This is a genomic window from Sphingomonas kyungheensis, from assembly GCF_037120395.1.
GTDB lineage: Bacteria > Pseudomonadota > Alphaproteobacteria > Sphingomonadales > Sphingomonadaceae > Sphingomonas > Sphingomonas kyungheensis.
The window spans coordinates 26364-42523 of the sequence record NZ_JBBBDM010000008.1 but is presented as its reverse complement, the minus strand read 5'-3'; the positions used below and the strand labels follow the sequence as shown (position 1 = coordinate 42523).

At 69.0% G+C, this 16160-nt stretch carries 17 protein-coding genes; 8 read left to right on the top strand and 9 right to left on the bottom strand.

Annotation, left to right across the window (positions count from 1 at the left end; translation table 11 throughout):
- Nucleotides 1-247 precede the first annotated feature (247 nt).
- Together V8201_RS14375 and V8201_RS14370 are read left to right on the top strand one after the other, a co-directional pair.
- A complete protein-coding gene (locus V8201_RS14375; RefSeq protein ID WP_336545711.1) occupies nt 248-712 on the top strand; it encodes a RidA family protein in 465 nt (154 codons plus the stop codon).
- Nucleotides 713-775: 63 nt separating this feature from the next.
- Nucleotides 776-1912, top strand: a complete 1137-nt coding sequence (locus V8201_RS14370) for a GNAT family N-acetyltransferase (protein WP_336545710.1) — start codon at nt 776-778, stop codon at nt 1910-1912.
- Here the strand turns inward: V8201_RS14370 and V8201_RS14365 are convergent.
- The 3 genes from V8201_RS14365 to V8201_RS14355 form a co-directional block, all read right to left on the bottom strand.
- Complete coding sequence (locus V8201_RS14365) at nt 1893-3521, bottom strand: hypothetical protein (RefSeq protein ID WP_336545709.1); 1629 nt, start codon at nt 3519-3521, stop codon at nt 1893-1895. The two genes, V8201_RS14370 and V8201_RS14365, sit on opposite strands and share 20 nt — an antisense overlap.
- Before the next feature lie 9 nt (nt 3522-3530).
- Entirely contained in the window at nt 3531-5294 is a 1764-nt protein-coding gene (locus V8201_RS14360; protein WP_336545708.1) for a hypothetical protein, read from the bottom strand.
- A gap of 145 nt (nt 5295-5439) precedes the next feature.
- Entirely contained in the window at nt 5440-6657 is a 1218-nt protein-coding gene (locus V8201_RS14355; RefSeq protein ID WP_037534927.1) for an argininosuccinate synthase, read from the bottom strand.
- A 133-nt stretch (nt 6658-6790) separates the two neighbouring features.
- On the opposite strand from V8201_RS14355, the gene V8201_RS14350 reads away from it, so the two are divergent.
- Nucleotides 6791-7183, top strand: coding sequence for an EF-hand domain-containing protein (locus V8201_RS14350; RefSeq protein ID WP_235199758.1), 393 nt, complete (start codon nt 6791-6793; stop codon nt 7181-7183).
- A 132-nt stretch (nt 7184-7315) separates the two neighbouring features.
- Here the strand turns inward: V8201_RS14350 and V8201_RS14345 are convergent, their stop codons facing one another.
- Both V8201_RS14345 and V8201_RS14340 read right to left on the bottom strand, forming a co-directional pair.
- Entirely contained in the window at nt 7316-7483 is a 168-nt protein-coding gene (locus V8201_RS14345) for a hypothetical protein (RefSeq protein ID WP_153810804.1), read from the bottom strand.
- 174 nt (nt 7484-7657) lie between these two features.
- On the bottom strand, nt 7658-8158 hold the full coding sequence (locus tag V8201_RS14340) for a GreA/GreB family elongation factor (protein ID WP_336545707.1): 501 nt from the start codon (nt 8156-8158) through the stop codon (nt 7658-7660).
- A gap of 98 nt (nt 8159-8256) precedes the next feature.
- Between V8201_RS14340 and V8201_RS14335 the strand changes: the two genes are divergently transcribed.
- Complete coding sequence (locus V8201_RS14335) at nt 8257-8424, top strand: hypothetical protein (RefSeq protein ID WP_200870430.1); 168 nt, start codon at nt 8257-8259, stop codon at nt 8422-8424.
- A gap of 12 nt (nt 8425-8436) precedes the next feature.
- Here V8201_RS14335 and V8201_RS14330 read toward each other — a convergent pair whose 3' ends face one another.
- Together V8201_RS14330 and V8201_RS14325 are read right to left on the bottom strand one after the other, a co-directional pair.
- The gene (locus V8201_RS14330) at nt 8437-9726 is read right to left on the bottom strand and encodes an MFS transporter (protein ID WP_037534930.1); all 1290 of its coding nucleotides are present in this window, start codon (nt 9724-9726) and stop codon (nt 8437-8439) included.
- Between the two features lie 100 nt (nt 9727-9826).
- A complete protein-coding gene (locus V8201_RS14325) occupies nt 9827-10444 on the bottom strand; it encodes a flavin reductase family protein (protein ID WP_336545706.1) in 618 nt (205 codons plus the stop codon).
- Between the two features lie 26 nt (nt 10445-10470).
- Between V8201_RS14325 and V8201_RS14320 the strand changes: the two genes are divergently transcribed.
- From V8201_RS14320 to V8201_RS14310, 3 genes are read left to right on the top strand one after another with little or no spacing between them, the layout of a single operon-like run.
- The gene (locus V8201_RS14320) at nt 10471-11178 is read left to right on the top strand and encodes a cytochrome b/b6 domain-containing protein (protein ID WP_336545705.1); all 708 of its coding nucleotides are present in this window, start codon (nt 10471-10473) and stop codon (nt 11176-11178) included.
- Nucleotides 11175-11921: a molybdopterin-dependent oxidoreductase gene (locus V8201_RS14315; protein WP_336545704.1), complete on the top strand. Its 747-nt coding sequence runs from the start codon at nt 11175-11177 to the stop codon at nt 11919-11921. Before V8201_RS14320 ends, V8201_RS14315 begins: the two co-directional genes overlap by 4 nt.
- Nucleotides 11922-11939: 18 nt before the next feature.
- Entirely contained in the window at nt 11940-13169 is a 1230-nt protein-coding gene (locus V8201_RS14310; RefSeq protein WP_336545703.1) for a class I SAM-dependent methyltransferase, read from the top strand.
- Between the two features lie 45 nt (nt 13170-13214).
- On the opposite strand, the gene V8201_RS14305 is transcribed toward V8201_RS14310, so the two are convergent.
- Both V8201_RS14305 and V8201_RS14300 read right to left on the bottom strand, forming a co-directional pair.
- Entirely contained in the window at nt 13215-14558 is a 1344-nt protein-coding gene (locus V8201_RS14305; RefSeq protein WP_336545702.1) for a HAMP domain-containing sensor histidine kinase, read from the bottom strand.
- Nucleotides 14555-15286: a response regulator gene (locus V8201_RS14300; protein ID WP_373276486.1), complete on the bottom strand. Its 732-nt coding sequence runs from the start codon at nt 15284-15286 to the stop codon at nt 14555-14557. The genes V8201_RS14305 and V8201_RS14300 overlap by 4 nt, the downstream gene beginning before the upstream one ends.
- A gap of 126 nt (nt 15287-15412) precedes the next feature.
- Between V8201_RS14300 and V8201_RS14295 the strand changes: the two genes are divergently transcribed.
- Complete coding sequence (locus V8201_RS14295) at nt 15413-16156, top strand: EF-hand domain-containing protein (RefSeq protein ID WP_336545701.1); 744 nt, start codon at nt 15413-15415, stop codon at nt 16154-16156.
- The last annotated feature ends 4 nt before the right edge of the window (nt 16157-16160 follow it).

The window sequence follows — 16160 nt, the reverse complement described above, 5'->3', positions numbered from 1 at the left end:
GGGGGCGATCCTCCCTCAGCTTCGTCATCCCTGCGCAAGCCGGGATCCATGGACACGGCGCCATCGCCGTCGCGCGCCGTCGCCAGCCACCCGCCTCCATGGATCCCGGCCTGCGCCGGGATGACGAAGGGGGTGGGACAGGCCGCCGCATGAGGAGCGAACGGCTCCCATCGCCGCCCAACGCACCCGTTCCACCCGCGCGGCAAATCGGCTAGACGCACCCGCCATCTTCCCGAAAGGACTTCGCATGACCACGCACGTCGATCGCAAGCTTGAGGAGCTCGGCCTGTCGCTGCCCGAGGCGGCGGCACCGGTCGCGGCCTATGTGCCGGTGGTCGAGGCGGGCGGGATGCTCCACCTGTCGGGGCAGTTGCCGTTCAAGGCGGGACAGCTCGTCACCGGCCGGCTCGGCGACGGCGTGTCGCTCGAGGACGGACAGGAGGCGGCGCGGCTGTGCGGGCTGATGATCGTCGCGCAGATCAAGACGCATCTCGGCGGCGACCTGTCGCGGGTCAAGCGGATCGTCAAGCTCGGCGTATTCGTCAATTCGGCCGCCGATTTCACCGATCAGCCCAAGGTCGCCAACGGCGCGTCGGAGCTGATGGTCGCGCTGTTCGGCGAATCCGGCAAGCATGCGCGCAGTGCGGTCGGCGTGCCGGTGCTGCCGCTCGGCGCCGCGGTCGAGGTGGATGCGATCATCGAACTGGCCTGACCCCTGCCCAAGCGCGGTTCATGACCTATATCGGCGGGCGATGACCCTATCGTCCTTCGCCGCATGAGCCCGCTCGCCGCCCGCCTTGTCGACGGGGTCCGCGCGATCCCGGCCGAGCAATGGAATGCCTGCGCCGGCACCGCCAACCCCTTCGTCCGCCACGCCTTCCTCGCCGCGCTCGAGGAATCGGGCAGCACCGGCGGACGATCGGGGTGGCAGCCGATCCCGATCGTCGTCGACGATGCCGCCGGCGTGCCGGTGGCGATCGCCCCGGCCTATGCCAAGAGCCACAGCCAGGGCGAATATGTCTTCGACCATGCCTGGGCCGACGCCTGGGAGCGGGCCGGCGGCCAATATTATCCCAAGCTGCAGGTCGCCGCGCCGTTCAGCCCGGTGCCGGGGCCACGGCTGCTGCTGCGCGATCCCGGTGCCGCGCCGGCGCTGATCGCCGCGCTGGAGGCGGTGACCGACCAGCATGACCTGTCGTCGGCGCATGCCACCTTCGTCAGTCCCGATCAGGTCCCGGCGTTTGAACAGGCCGGCTGGCTGATCCGCGAGGGGACGCAATTCCACTGGGCGAACCACGGCTATGCCACGTTCGACGATTTCCTCGGCGCGCTCGCCAGCCGCAAGCGCAAGGCGATCCGCAAGGAACGCGCCGCTGCGGTGGAGGGGCTGACCATCCGCCACCTCAGCGGCGCCGAGATCCGGCCGGAGCATTGGGACGCCTTCTGGACCTTCTATCAGGATACCGGCAGCCGCAAATGGGGGCGGCCGTATCTGACCCGCAGCTTCTTCCCGCTGCTCGGCGATGCGATGGGCGACGACGTGCTGCTGATCCTCGCCGAGCGCGACGGCCGGCCGATCGCCGGGGCGCTCAACCTGATCGGCGAGGAGACGCTCTACGGCCGCTATTGGGGCTGTACCGAGGAGGTGCCGTTCCTCCATTTCGAGCTCTGCTATTATCAGGCGATCGACGCGGCGATCGCGCGCGGGCTCAGGACGGTCGAGGCAGGGGCGCAGGGCGAGCATAAGTTGGCGCGCGGCTATGTGCCGGTGCCGACCTGGTCGGCGCATTATATTCCCGACGCGGGCTTCCGTCGCGCGATCAGCGACTTCCTGGTGCGCGAGCGTGCCGCCGTCAGCGACGAGCAAAGCTATCTCGCCGAACTTGCGCCGTTCAGGAAGGGCGGGGGATAAGCCGCCGCCGCGGCGGCAGCAGATCGGGATCGAGCGTCACCTTGGGCCGGCTGCGATCGTCGATCCGGTAGAGCACGTCGCGGCCGCTCCGCCAGATCGGGGTCAGGCCGGTGAGGTATTCGGGCTCGACCGGTGCCGGATTGATCAGCCAGATATAGTCGAAGGCGTCGCGCGGCAGATAGGCGAGCGAGACGCGCAGCGGCCGCCACCATTCGCCGCGACAGCGCCGGTCGGTGACGAGCTGCGAGGGATCGTGCGCGAAGGCGCCGGCCGGCGTGTAGCGGACGGTGAGCAGCTGCCCGCCCGCCATCGACCATTGGTCGTTGGCATAAGCGATGCGGCGTTCGAGCGCGATGCCGGCGGCATGTTCGAGCCGCGAATAGAGCCATTCGTCCCGGCAGGTGCGCCCGACCATGGTGAGCAGCCGCGCGCCCTTGGGCACGCGGTCGAGCGCGGCGAGCGTGCGGTCGTATTCCGCATCGAACATCCCATAGCTCACCGTCGTCGCGACGAGCCGCGCGCCGAAGAAGGCGAGGCCGAGCGCGGCAAGCGTCGCGGCGCCGCGGAACGACAGGCCGCGCCGCGGACGCAGCGCGATCAGCGCGATCGCGATGACGAACGGCGCCAGCCGCATGTCGGCATAGGCCGAGCCGAAGACGATGCGCGGCAGCAGCACGAAGATCGCGCTGAGGAACAGCGCCGAGAGCAGCAGGTTGCGCGAATATTCGATGCGGTCGTCGCGCATCCCCTTGAACAGGATGACGAACAGGATGGTCGCCGAAGCGAGGTCGAACGCCATCCAGCGATCGCGCAGCACCATGATGATCCAGTTGACCTTGGCGCGCCAGTTGAACCAGTCCATCGTCTTGCCGGTGACGTGATCGCCCGACCGCCACAGCACCATCATCAGGAAGGGCAAGGCAAGCGGCAGGCAGCCGATCGCGGCGCGCGCCCAGCTCTCCGCCCAATGCCCGCCCCCTCCCGGCACATCAGGCCCGTCCTTGCGCAGGTCGTGCTGGCGGATCATCTCGGCGGAGAAGGCGAGGATGCCGAGCACGCCCCAGCCGAAGGTATGGCAGACCCATAAGGCGCAGGACAGCGGCACGAACAGGATCGCACGCAACCGCAGGCTGCCGAGCCGCCCCATCCGCAGCCACAAAGCGAACAGGTTGAGCGCCAGCGCCATCGACAGCGCGAAATTGACGAAGCCGAACTGGAACGGATAGCTGTAGGCGAGCGGCAGCGCGAACAAGGCGGTGGCGGGGATCCGGCCGTGCACCTCGCGCGCGATCCACAACAGGCCCGAGACGGTCAGCGCCGGGATTGCCATGACGATCAGCTTGACCGCCAGCTCGAGCCCGAAGATCGGCGTCAGCGGCTCGATCAGCAGGTCGACGCCGAGATTGCCGATCAGCGCCCAGCGGAAATCATACCAGTCGGCGAGCCAGGGATAGGCCGCGCCGTCGAGCTGGACGCGATAGCGCCCCATATGGCCGGGCAAGTCGACCAGCGGCGGGATGTCCGGCCACCATAAGGGAATCGTCGTCGCGATCACCATCGCCACGACGAACCAGCGCGTTTGCCACCAGTGCAGCTTATGCCCCTGCATCCGACCGCCTTACGCGGGCGGAGCGCCCCCCGACAAGCGGTTCCGCGCGATGATGCGGGCGCCGTCCGGCAAAACGGCGACGGTGGCGAAGCCGGGCAGGGTGCCGCGGGCGAGCGCGGCGGCAGCGCTGCCGCGGCGGTGCGCGCCGGGAAGGGCCGCGCAGGCGAGCAGATAGTGCGCGCCGAGCCGGTCGGCGGTGGCGGCGGCAACGCCTGCCGGCGCGGCGTAGAAGGCGTAGACCGCGCGCAGTCCGGCGCCGTCGCGATGATAGGGGGCGGCCAGCACCGTATCCGCAGTGCCGCCGATAATCCACGCCCCGGCATCGACCGGCGCGATCACGCGCCCCGGCGGCAGGCGGTTGAGCGTCGCGATCATCGCCGGCGCACCGCAATCGCCGCGACCGACGCTCGCCTCGCCGGTCTTCGAGGGCAGCGCTCGGGCGGCGAGCGGGTAGAGGATGCCGGCGGCGGCGAGCCAGCTCGCGACCAGCGCCGCCGGACCGCGGTCACGCGCCGCGGCGACCATCGCGGCGAGGGCGGGTGCGGCGAGCAGGGCGGCGGGATAGGCGCCCCGCAGCTGCACCGCGGTGATCGCGAGCGCGCCGGCGAGCAGCAAGGCGATCAGCTCCCAGCCGGGACGTGTCTCTGCCGCCATGCCGCTCGCGGTGTCTCCGGGCGTTCCCCTGTGCGACGCGAGGCCGCGGCGGCGGGCCATCTGCCATAGGGTCGCCGCGAAGCCGACGAGCGGCAGCCCGGCATAGCCGAAGCTCGTCGCGACGGGCGCCGACCGGATCGACTGCGCCTCGCCGACCTGATTCAGCCAGAGCGCGGCGATCCGTGGATCGACCGCGCCATAGGGATGCAGGCATTGCGGCGACAGGGCGAGCCCCAACGCGACGGCGCCGCCGCCGAGCGCGACCACCGCGATCCAGCGGAGCCGGTGACCGGTCAAGAGCCGGTCGAGCAGCGCCAGCAGCAGCACCGCGCCGGCGGGCGCCAGGAACGCGCGCCAGGCGATGCGGGTTAAGCCGTCGCAGGCCGGATAGGCAAAGTCATCGCTCGCGAACAGCGCGCGGCCGACGATCAGGGTGAGGAGCAGGCCGAGCGCGAAGGCGGCCAGCGTCGCGCCGGCGACGCGGTGCCGTGCCCATCCCGCGACGAGCCAGAGGCCGGCGAGCGCGAGCAGCGGCGCGGTCTCCAGCCCGACGATCAGGCTCGCCGCCGTACAGCCGCCGGCGAGCGCCGCGCCGCGCGCATCGCGGGCGAGCAGCCCCGCGACGCCGGCGAGCAACAGCACGAGCTGCAAGCCGTGATGATCGATCCGCCCCGGCAGGAAGACCGTCGTCGCCGGATAGGCGAGCGCGGCGATCACTCCGGCGGTGGCCGCGACCCGCTCCCCGCCCAGTCGCCGGGCGATACGGATGACGAGCCGCAGCGCGACGGCGAACAGTACGATCGGCCAGACGGTGACCGCGATCACCTCGGCGGCGTGGCTGCCGAGCAGCGGCCGCAACGCAACGATGATCGCCGCGAGGCCGAGATCGGCGAGCCGCGTCCAGTGCATCGGCAAGCCGCCCGCGAGGCGATGCTGACTCAGATCGCCGAACGGCTGACCGGCCAGCCAGTCGCGAATCTGCGCGAGCCGCATCACGTCGTCGGTATCGGGCAGGCGGAGCTGCCCGAGATCGGAGCTGGCGCGGATCGTCCAGACGAGGCCGAGCAGCAGCGCCAGCACGGCTGCGATCAGCGTATCGGATCGGAGCCGCCGGGCCATGGCCGCGATTCTGCGGGGAGGGTGGTTAAGGCGGGTTTAAGGGTGGTGACGAGGCGCCAGGCGGCGGTCACGCCACGTTACCCCTTTGGGGCCGCCGCCTGGGACAGGCTGGCTATCGCCGCTTGCCGCCTCGTCGCGCTATCCTTTACCGATCGCGCCGCCCGAGCAGGCGCAGCCTGAGCGCGTTGAGCTTGATGAAGCCCGCCGCGTCGCGCTGGTCATAGGCGCCCTGATCGTCCTCGAAGGTGACGACCTTTTCCGAATAGAGCGAATTGGGCGACTTGCGGCCGACGATATAGACGCCGCCCTTGTAGAGCTTGAGCCGCACCGTGCCCGACACCTTGGCCTGGCTGTGGTCGATCGCGGCCTGCAGCATCTCGCGCTCCGGCGAGAACCAGAAGCCGTTGTAGATCAGCTCGGCGTAGCGCGGCGCCAGTTCGTCCTTGAGGTGCGCGGCGCCGCGGTCGAGCGTGATCTGCTCGATGCCGCGATGGGCGAGATGATAGATGGTGCCGCCCGGCGTTTCGTACATGCCGCGGCTCTTCATGCCGACGAAGCGATTCTCGACCAGATCGAGCCGGCCGATGCCGTGACGGCGGCCGAGCTCGTTGAGCTTGGCCAGCAGCGTCGCCGGGCTGGTCGCCTCGCCGTTGAGCGCGACGCCGTCGCCGCGCTCGAAGTCGATCGTGATATATTCGGGCGCGTCGGGCGCATCCTCCGGGTTGACGGTGCGCGAATAGACATAGTCCGGCACCTCCTCCCACGGATCCTCGAGCACCTTACCCTCGGACGAGGTGTGCAGCAGATTGGCGTCGGTCGAGAAGGGCGATTCGCCGCGCTTGTCCTTGCTGACCGGAATCTGATGCTGTTCGGCGAATTCGATCAGCCGGGTGCGGCTGGTCAGGTCCCATTCGCGCCACGGCGCGATCACCTTGATGTCGGGCGCGAGCGCATAATAGCCGAGTTCGAAGCGGACCTGATCGTTGCCCTTGCCGGTCGCGCCGTGGCTGACCGCATCGGCGCCGACCTGCCGCGCGATCTCGATCTGGCGCTTGGCGATCAGCGGCCGCGCAATCGACGTGCCGAGCAGGTACAGCCCCTCGTACAGGGCATTGGAGCGCATCATCGGGAAGACGTAGTCGCGGACGAACTCCTCGCGCAGATCGTCGATGAAGATATGCTCGGGCTTGACGCCGGCCATCTGCGCCTTCTGACGCGCCGGCTCCAGCTCCTCGCCCTGGCCGAGGTCTGCGGTGAAGGTCACCACCTCGCAATTGTACGTCTGTTGGAGCCATTTCAGGATCACGCTCGTATCCAGCCCACCCGAATAGGCGAGAACGACGCGGTTGATCTGATCGGTCACGGCAGCATCCTTGGATAGGGCAAGTCGCCGCGCCACTAAGCGTCCGGGCGCGGTGGCGCAACGGTTGCGTTCACGATGGGTTTAAACGCCCGCGCCTAAGCGGGCGCCATCCTTTCGTTCGACCGGAGATATCATGCGTCCGTTGCTCGTCATCCTGCCGCTGCTGCTCGCCACCCCGGCGCTGGCGGCGGAGAAGATCGATCCCAAATTGCAGGCGGAGTTCGACCGCACCGACGCCAATCACGACGGCGTGCTGACCCGCGCCGAGATCGACGCGCGCGTCGCGAGGATGGATGTCGGCAAGAACAAGATGCCGCCGGGCAAGGCCAAGGCGATCAGCGCCGCCTGGTTCAACACCGCCGATGCCAATCACGACGGCAAGGTGACGCCGACCGAGATGCAGGGCCTGTTCCGCGCCCTGGCCTATCGCTACGACACCAACCACGACGGCGTCGTCAGCGTCGAGGAACGCAACGCCGCGCGCTCGGCGATCATCGCGCCGGCACCGGTACCCAAGGGGCGCTAGCACGATCTGCCGCGACCAGGCGCCGGACGGGCATGCCCCGCTGCGCCCGGCATCATGATGCCCGGACCGGCGGTGTGATGGCCGTCGGTCCGGGCGCGACGATCGATCACGGCCGACTCCCCGGCCCGGCCGCTACCCCAGCCGATCCGCGATGATCCATCGCCGGCTGATCGCGGTCCGCATCAGCAGCAGGCCGCAGCACAGGCAGCGGGCGCGGCGGATGCCGTCGGTCTCGCTGCGGCTGCGGCCGGGGCGGTGGCGGGTCGCAAGGCAGGTGGCGATCGGCGGCGGTGCCGGCATGGCGAGGCTCCTTCGCCGCAGGCCATCGCGCCGGCGGATTGCAGGCAGATGTCCGGTTCGGTCGATCCCAGACATATCGGAGCAACATGCCGCCCGTATCGCAGCCGCTGTCGGCGGCGTTCTCTCCCACTCACCCGTCGACGTCCGGGCGCTCCCCGGTGCCCGACCGTCGAGCTACGAAGCCCCCCCGGCTTCGTAGCTCGGCCCCTCGGCGGCATCGATCGGCGCGACCGCCAGCACCTCGATCGTCTCGTCACGGCCGTTGAACGCCAGCTGGTCGCCGACCTCCGCCCCGAACAGCGCCTGCGCCAGCGGCGCGCCATAGCCCAGCCGGTCGGCGGCGGGGTCCGCCTCGTCGTCGCCGACGATGTCGATCGTCCGCTCCCGTCCGCCGAGCCGGATCGTCACCCGCGTGCCGAAGCCGGCGCTGCCATCCTCGGGCGCGGCGGTCGGGATCGCGGTGGTGCGGCGCGTCTGCCAATAGCGCAGGTCGCGGCGCAGCGCGTCGACCGCATCGGGCGCCGCCGTCGCCAGCGCGGCCTCCAGTTCGGCGATCCGCGTCGCGATCAGCCGCTGGCCCGCGGCGGTGACGCGATTGGGCGCACGCGGGATCGGCAATTCGAATTTGGGTTCGAGATGTTCCTCGTCGCTCTCGCGGCGGAAGGCGACGCTCATCGATCTACTCCTACAATTGCGTCCCACAGTCGGACAGCCGGATATTAACCACCTTAGCCACTGGTCCAATTCGTAAACAATTCGTTAACCCGGTCGCCATGACCAGACGCCTCGTCCTCACCAATGAAGCCGCCCGCCATCCCTTCCGGCAGACTCTGCCGCCGCCGGTGGCACCCGACGCCCGGCGCGGCGACGATTCGGACTGGAAGCTGTTCCTGCTCAGCTTCGCCGCCTTCTTCACCTGCTTCTACACGTTCCTGTTCTAGCGGCGGCGCCGCTCAGTCGCAGGCGCGATGCAGTCGCTGTGCGATCCAGGCGGAGATCAGGCACATGGCGGCGACGAGGAACAGCATGTCGACCGGCTGCACGCCGGCGAGGTTGATCCCGATCGCCGCGATCGAACCCAGCGTCATCGCCCCCGAATTGACGACGTTGTTCGCCGCGACGGTGCGCGCGGTCTGGTCCTTCTCCACCGTGGTGGTCAGGAAGGCATAGAGCGGCACGACGAACATGCCGCCGGTGGTGGCGATCGCGAGCAGCGACAGCATGATCGGGATGCTGCGCGGCTGCGCGACGAATTGCGTCCAGTCGTAGAATTGCCCCGGCGGCGCCGGCACCCAGGTGCGGCAGAGCAAGGAGAAGACGACGACGAATCCGCCCATCGCGATCACCGACAGCGGCGAATAGCGCGCGCTGATCCGCCCGCGCAGCATCGTGTTGATGACCACCGATCCGATCGCGACGCCGACCGAGAAGACCGCGATCGCGCCGCTCGCCACCATCTTGTCGGCGGTGAGCACGTTCTTGACCAGCGGCGGGAAGATAATGATCAGCACCGCGCCGATCGTCCAGAAGAAGCTGATCGCGCAGATCGCCAGGAACAGCCGCGGAATGTGCATCGTCGTGCGGATCAGCCGCCACGAGGCGGAGAAGGGATTGTAGTTGAGCGTCAGCCGCGGCCCCTCGCGCGGCGCCGGCGGCACGAAGCGCGCCGCGAACCAGCCGATCGCCGCGACGACCAGCACGAGGATCGCCGCGCCCTCGATCGGCACATAGCCGGCCACGATCGTGCCGAGCAGGATGGCGAGATAGGTCCCCGCCTCGACCAGCCCGGTGCCGCCGAGCACGTCGTGCGGTTTGAGGTGCTGCGGCAGGATCGCATATTTGATCGGGCCGAAGAAGGTCGAGTGGACGCCGAGGAACAGCACCGCGCCGAGCATCAGTCCGACGCCGAGCGTCGGCAGGCCGGCGCGCGCCACCATCAGCCCCGCCGCGCCGAGCAGCATGATGCCGATTTCCGCGGTCTTGACGATGCGGATGATCCGCGCCTTGTCGTGGCTGTCGGCGAGCTGCCCGGCGAGCGCCGAGAACAGGAAGAACGGCAGGATGGCGATCCCCGTCGCCAGGGCGTTGAAGTTCGTTTCCATATGCGGATCGTTGAAGATCGCATAGGTCGCGAACAGCACCATCGACGTCTTGAACAGATTGTCGTTGAAGGCGCCGAGGAACTGGGTGGTGAAGAGGGGCAGGAAGCGGCGCTGCTTCAGCAACCCCATGGCATTCAACATGCGATCAACGGCCTTCAATCGTGGCGCTATTGTGATCGGCATAGCGGACGGAGCGGGGCACGCCAACGGGGAAGGCGCATCCGCGCCCCCGCCCGCGCCCTCAGCCCGGCCGGCGCATCGTGAAGCGCGTCTCGGGCGTCACCTCGAAATAATCGGCCGGACCGCCGCCGCGCAGGATCGGGCGGGGGCGGGCGGTCTGGTAGACGCCGTCGTCGAGCATCGCACTGTCGATATGGATGCCGACCGCCTCGCCGATCACCAGATATTGGTCGAGGTCGGCGCCCTGCCGGTCCTTGAGGCGGATCAGCTGGGTCAGCCGGCATTCGAACGCCACCGGGCTCGCCGCGACCCGTGCCGGCGCGACCAGCCGCGACGGCAGCGTCTCCAGCCCGGCGAGGTCGAATTCGTCGACCTCCGCCGCCACCGCCGCCGCGGTCGCGTTCATCGCCTCGGCGAGATCGCGCGTCGCGAGGTTCCAGACGAATTCGCCGGTCGCCGCGATATTGGCGACGCTGTCCTTCCAGCCCATCGAGGAGAAGGCGATCAGCGGCGGCGTATAATTGATCAGGTTGAAGAAGCTGTACGGCGCGACGTTGCGCACGCCGTCCGCCGAGACGCTGCTGATCCAGCCGATCGGACGCGGCGCGACCATCGCGTTGACGGGATCATGCGGCAGCCGGTGGCCGTCGCGCGGTTCGTAGAAATGCCAGTCGATCATCGCTGCTTAACTGCTATGATGCGGGAATGGACGCAAACACTCCCGGAACGTCGATCGTCCGCCACGCGCTGGCGACGCGGCTGTGGCATTGGGTCAACGCCGTATCGGTCGTCATCCTGCTCGGCAGCGGCCTTGGCATCTCCAACGCGCATCCGCGGCTCTACTGGGGGCGTTACGGGGCGAATTTCGACCATGCCTGGGCGCAGCTGCCGCGCTTTCCGGCGTGGATAACGATTCCCGCCAACTACAATCTCGCCATCTCGCGCCGCTGGCACCTGCTGTTCGCGCTCGTCTTCGCCTTCGGCCTGCTCGGCTATATGATCGTCAGCCTGATCAACCGCCATTTCGCGCGCAAGCTCGCTTTGCGCCGCGCCGATGTCAGCCCCGCGCATCTGGCCGCGGACGTGCGCGATCATTTCAACCTGCGCTTTCACGACGCCGACGATCCTGCCGCCTACAACAGCCTCCAGAAGTGGAGCTACATCCTCGTCCTCTTCGTCGCGCTGCCGATGATGATCGCCACCGGGCTGGCGCTGTCGCCGGGGATGGACGCGGCCTGGCCCTGGTTGCTCGATCTGTTCGGCGGCCGCCAGTCGGCGCGCTCGCTGCATTTCGTCACCGCCACGCTGCTCGGCGGGTTCATCGTCGTCCATGTGGCGCTCGTCATCCTCGCCGGCGCAGGCAACGAACTGCGCTCGATGATCACCGGCAAGTGGAAGGTCCCCGAGGCATGATCCTCCCCCGTCGTTCGCTCCTGACGGCAGGCGCCGGGCTGCTGCTCGCCGGCTGCGACAAGGTCGCCGCGATCCCGCAGGCGCGGAAGATCCTGTTCGCGGGCGAGGACATGCATCGCGGCCTGCAACGTGCGTTGCTCGATCGCGGCGCGCTCGCGCCGGAATTCACCCGCGAGCAGATGTCGCCGATCTTCCGCGCCAACGGCACGCGCGATCCCGGTACGCCGGCTTATGCCGCGATGGTCGCCGACCAGTTCAGCAGCTACCGGCTCGCCGTCGACGGGCTGGTCGACCGGCCGCTGTCGCTATCGCTCAATCAGCTCGCCGCGATGCCCGCGCGCAGCCAGATCACCCGCCACGATTGCGTCGAGGGGTGGAGCGCGATCGGCCAGTGGCAAGGGCCGATGCTCGGCACGGTGCTTAAGGCCGCGGGGATGCGCCGCTCGGCGCGCTACGTCGTCTTTACCTGCGCCGACCTCTACAACGGCCAGCCCTATTACGAATCGATCGACACCGTCGACGCCTTCCACCCGCAGACGATCCTCGCGCTCAAGATGAACGGCGCGCGGCTCACCGTCCCGCACGGCGCCCCGGTGCGGCTGCGCGTCGAGCGCCAGCTCGGCTACAAGCACGCCAAATACGTCACCGGGATCACCGCGGTGGCCAGCCTCGCCGCGATCGGCAAGGGCAAGGGCGGCTATTGGGAGGACAATGTCGATTACGATTGGTATGCTGGCATATAGGCGATTATGGCGGCGCGCATGGCGCTGATCGACATGTTCCTCAGCCGCGCCGTCAAGCGTGGCCAACTCACCCTCCACCGTCCCGGCAAACCCCCCGCCACCTTCGGCACGCCCGATCCCGACCTCGGTCATATCCAGCTGCGGTTCCAGGACAATGGCGTTGCCGGTCGCATCGTCCGCAACCCCGCGCTCGCCGCGGGCGAGATGTATATGGACGGGCGGATGACCGTCGACGGCGACGACATCATGGGCCTCGTCCGGCTGATGAAGCACAACAGCGCCTATGAGCATGGCCAGAACGCGCTCCAGCCCTCGGCGGTGGTGCGCGGCGTCGGCGCGGTCAAGCACCGGCTCGACCGGATCAACATGGAGCGCCGCTCCAAGCAGAATGTCGCGCATCATTACGATCTGTCGGCGCGGCTCTACGATCTCTTTCTCGATGCCGACAAGCAATATAGCTGCGCCTATTATACCGATCCCGACAACAGCCTCGAACAGGCGCAGTCGGACAAGCTCGCGCATATCGCCGCCAAGCTGGCGCTGAAGCCGGGCATGACGGTGCTCGACATCGGCTGTGGCTGGGGCGGCATGGCGCTGTATCTCAACAAGCATTTCGGCGTCGAGGTGCTTGGCGTGACCCTGTCGGAAGAACAGCTCAAGATCGCGCGCGAACGCGCCGCGGCGGCGGGCGTCGCCGACAAGGTGCGGTTCGAGCTGATCGACTATCGCCGCGTCGAGGGCCAGTTCGACCGCATCGTCTCGGTGGGCATGTTCGAACATGTCGGCCCGCCGCAATACCGGGCCTACTTCCGCAAATGCCGCGACCTCCTCGCACCGGAGGGTGTCGCGCTGATCCACACGATCGGCCGGCTCGGGCCGCCCAGCGTCACCGACGACTGGACGACCAAATATATCTTCCCGGGCGGCTACAACCCCGCCTTGTCAGAGACGATCGCGGCGTTCGAGGGGCTGAAGATGTTCCTCACCGACGTCGAGATCCTGCGGCTGCACTATGCCTATACGCTGCACGAATGGTATCGCCGCACGGTGGCGGCGCGCGACGCGATCGTCGCCTTGTACGACGAGCGCTTCTACCGGATGTGGACCTTCTATCTCGCCGGCGCGGCCAATGCCTTCGAGAATGGCGGGCTGGTCAATTTCCAGATCCAGTTCAGCCGCAGCCGCACCGCGCTGCCGATCACGCGGGATTATATGTTCGAGGGTGAGCGCGCGTTGCGAGGGCGATAGCCGCAACGTTGCGCTCCGGCGGCACCGGCTTACAGCCGGCCGCTCTCACACCGGCAAGGTCACCCGCGCCACCGCGCCCGCTTGCGGGTGGTTGGCGATCGTCGCGTCGCCGCCATGCGCGCGGGCGACGCCGCGGACGCTGCTGAGGCCGAGGCCGATGCCGCCGGTGTCGCGGTTGCGCGACCGTTCGCCGCGGAAGAACGGCTCGAACAGGCGGTGGACGTCCTCGGGCGGAATGCCGGGGCCGTGATCGCGCACCTCGATCAGCGCATGGCCGTCGATCCGCGCCAGCGTCACCTCGGCGTCGCCGGCATATTTGAGCGCATTGCCGACCAGATTGGCGACCAGCGATTTCAGCGCGGCGGCATCGCCCTCGATCACCAGCGGATCGCCGTCGTGGAGCACCACCGGCTCGCCATGATCGGCGAGGTCGTCGGTGACGCTCTCGACCAGCGAGCGCAGGTCGAGCCGGCGGCGTTCGACCGCCTGCGTGCCGTCGCGGAAGAAGGCGAGCGCGGCCTGGATCATCGCCTGCATGTCGCGGATGTCCGCCTCGCTCGCGCTGCGCAGCGGTTCCGGCGCGCGTTCGAGCCGCAGGCCGAGCCGCATCAGGGGCGTACGCAGATCGTGCGCGATCGCGGCGATCATCATCGTGCGGTCCTCGACATAGCGGTTGAGCCGCGCCTGCATCCGGTTGAACGCCGCCGCCGCCTCGGCGATCTCCGCCGGCCCGCCGAGCGGCAGCGGCGCGGCGCGCGGATCACGGCCGAGCCGCTCCGCCGCGGCGCCGAAGGCGGCGATCGGCTTGGTCAGCCGCCGTGCGAGCAGCCAGGCGAAGGGGGCGACCGCGAGCAGCGCGGCGAGCAGCCACTGAAAGGCGCGCCACCGCCAGCTTTCGAAGCCGGTATGCGCCGCGCGCGCCACCCGCCAGCTGCCGTCGCGCTGCTTCACCGCGACGGTGAAATGGCCGAACAGGATCTGATTGCGCGCGTCGGGCGGCGGCCGGTCGCCGAACCCGCCGCGCGGCGGCAGCGGCCCGAAGACGAGCGGCGGCGGCCCGCCGAACTGGACGTGGACGCGCGCCGGCGGCAGATCGAGCTGCATCGCGATCAGCCGGCTGATCCGCGTGCCGCGCGGATCGGCGGGGGCGGGGTTGCTCGCCTCGCGCGTCACCAGCACCTCGCCGGTCGCATCCTGCCCGGAGCGCAGCGCATTGGCGACCTGCGGCACCGAGAAGATGCGCGGCGTCGGCGGGGTGAGGAACACGACCAGCGCCACGTTGAGCGCCTGCACCGCCGCGACGCTCAGCAGCATCACGAGGAAGACGCGCCAGAACAGCGACTTGCTTACCCAACGCACCGCCGGCCGGACCGGCCGGTTGGCGGTCATGCGCGCGCCACCGCCGGCACGAACAGATAGCCTTCGTTGCGGATGGTGCGGATGATGTCGTCGCCGCCGCTGCGCAGCTTGCGCCGCAGCCGGCTGATCTGGACATCGATCGCCCGATCGAAGGCGTCGGAATTGGGGCCGCGCGCCGCCTCGAGCAGCAATTCGCGCGACAGCACGCGCCGCGGCCGTTCGGCGAAGACGCGCAGCAGCGCGAATTCCCCGTCGGTGAGGCCGACCAGCACGCCCTGAGCATCGAACAATTCGTGCGCCATCAGGTCCATCGTCCAGCCATCGAAGGTCAGTCGCGACCGGTCGGCGGGCTCCGCCTGATGACGGCTGCGCAAGGCGGCGCGGACGGTGGCGATCACCTCGCGGGCGCTGCACGGCTTGGTGAGATAGTGGCTCGCGCCGATCTCCAGCCCGACGATCCGGTCGCGCTCCTCGCCAAGCGCGCTCAGCATGATCACGGTCGGGCCGCCGTCGCGGGTGATCCGGCGACAGGCGGAGATGCCGTCCTCGCCCGGCATCATCACGTCGAGCAGTACCGCGTCGATCCGCTCGCGTTCGAGCACGCTGTCCATCTCGCGGGTGTTGGCGGCGGCCTGCACGCGATAGCCGCGCGCGCCGAGGCTTTCGGTCAGCAGCGAGCGGATCTCACGATCGTCGTCGACCACCAGGATCGCCGCCGCTTCGTCCCCCGCCGCCGTCGCATTATGCTGTTGGCTCATCATGCTCCCCTTCTGGCGGCAAAATGTTTCTCCCGAATAACCGGATCATAGTCTCTTCCGGCGGCGTGGACATCCAGCCGCAACATTGGGCTGGTTGACCGCACTGAACTACAGGGGACACCGATCATGAGTCGCATCGCCTTCGCCGCATTGCTCGCCTGCTCCGCCAGCGTCGCGGCGCAGCAGCCGCCGGCACCGCCGCCGCCCGCGCACGGCAACCACCGCACCTTCATCAGCCCGATGGGCCAGCCGTTCCACGGCACCGACGCCGCGCCCGACCCGGAGCGTGCCTGGTTCGACGCGGCCGACGCCGATCGCGACGGCTTCGTCAGCCGCGCCGAATTCCAGGCGGATGCCAGCCACTTCTTCGCGCAGCTCGACCGCAAGCACGATGGCGAGATCGACCCCGACGATATCGATTATTATGAAAGCACCGTCGCGCCGGAGGTCCGATCGGGTGGCGGCGGCGGCTATGTGATGAGCAATCCGGATGGCGAGGGCGGCGGCAAGGCGCCGAGCTATGACGCGGGCAAGCTCGGCGCGGCGCGGTTCAGCTATTTCGAGCTGCCCGAGCCGGTGACCGCCGCCGATCGCAACTTCAACCGCGGTGTCGATGCCCGCGAATTCGCCGAGGCCGCAGCCAAGCGGTTCGGATCGCTCGACACGAACCACGACGGCAAGCTGGCGTGGGACGAATTGCCGCACGTCTCGGGCCGCGTCTCGGCGCAGGACCGCCGACGTGGCGGCGGCGGTGGCGGGCGCGGCGGCCGGGGCGGCCATGGTGGGCGCGGCGGCATGGGCGGCATGGGCAGCGGCGGCTTCGGCAGCCCCGGCGGCGACATGACGGGCATGGGCCGCGGCGAGGAATAAGCCC

What these genes read in the sequence shown, in the direction of transcription:
- V8201_RS14375 (WP_336545711.1), top strand. Translation starts at nt 248, where the DNA reads ATGACCACGCACGTCGATCGCAAGCTTGAGGAGCTCGGCCTGTCGCTG.
- V8201_RS14370 (WP_336545710.1), top strand. Translation starts at nt 776, where the DNA reads ATGAGCCCGCTCGCCGCCCGCCTTGTCGACGGGGTCCGCGCGATCCCG.
- V8201_RS14365 (WP_336545709.1), bottom strand. Translation starts at nt 3,521, where the DNA reads ATGCAGGGGCATAAGCTGCACTGGTGGCAAACGCGCTGGTTCGTCGTG.
- V8201_RS14360 (WP_336545708.1), bottom strand. Translation starts at nt 5,294, where the DNA reads ATGGCCCGGCGGCTCCGATCCGATACGCTGATCGCAGCCGTGCTGGCG.
- V8201_RS14350 (WP_235199758.1), top strand. Translation starts at nt 6,791, where the DNA reads ATGCGTCCGTTGCTCGTCATCCTGCCGCTGCTGCTCGCCACCCCGGCG.
- V8201_RS14345 (WP_153810804.1), bottom strand. Translation starts at nt 7,483, where the DNA reads ATGCCGGCACCGCCGCCGATCGCCACCTGCCTTGCGACCCGCCACCGC.
- V8201_RS14340 (WP_336545707.1), bottom strand. Translation starts at nt 8,158, where the DNA reads ATGAGCGTCGCCTTCCGCCGCGAGAGCGACGAGGAACATCTCGAACCC.
- V8201_RS14335 (WP_200870430.1), top strand. Translation starts at nt 8,257, where the DNA reads ATGACCAGACGCCTCGTCCTCACCAATGAAGCCGCCCGCCATCCCTTC.
- V8201_RS14330 (WP_037534930.1), bottom strand. Translation starts at nt 9,726, where the DNA reads ATGTTGAATGCCATGGGGTTGCTGAAGCAGCGCCGCTTCCTGCCCCTC.
- V8201_RS14325 (WP_336545706.1), bottom strand. Translation starts at nt 10,444, where the DNA reads ATGATCGACTGGCATTTCTACGAACCGCGCGACGGCCACCGGCTGCCG.
- V8201_RS14320 (WP_336545705.1), top strand. Translation starts at nt 10,471, where the DNA reads ATGGACGCAAACACTCCCGGAACGTCGATCGTCCGCCACGCGCTGGCG.
- V8201_RS14315 (WP_336545704.1), top strand. Translation starts at nt 11,175, where the DNA reads ATGATCCTCCCCCGTCGTTCGCTCCTGACGGCAGGCGCCGGGCTGCTG.
- V8201_RS14310 (WP_336545703.1), top strand. Translation starts at nt 11,940, where the DNA reads ATGGCGCTGATCGACATGTTCCTCAGCCGCGCCGTCAAGCGTGGCCAA.
- V8201_RS14305 (WP_336545702.1), bottom strand. Translation starts at nt 14,558, where the DNA reads ATGACCGCCAACCGGCCGGTCCGGCCGGCGGTGCGTTGGGTAAGCAAG.
- V8201_RS14300 (WP_373276486.1), bottom strand. Translation starts at nt 15,286, where the DNA reads ATGAGCCAACAGCATAATGCGACGGCGGCGGGGGACGAAGCGGCGGCG.
- V8201_RS14295 (WP_336545701.1), top strand. Translation starts at nt 15,413, where the DNA reads ATGAGTCGCATCGCCTTCGCCGCATTGCTCGCCTGCTCCGCCAGCGTC.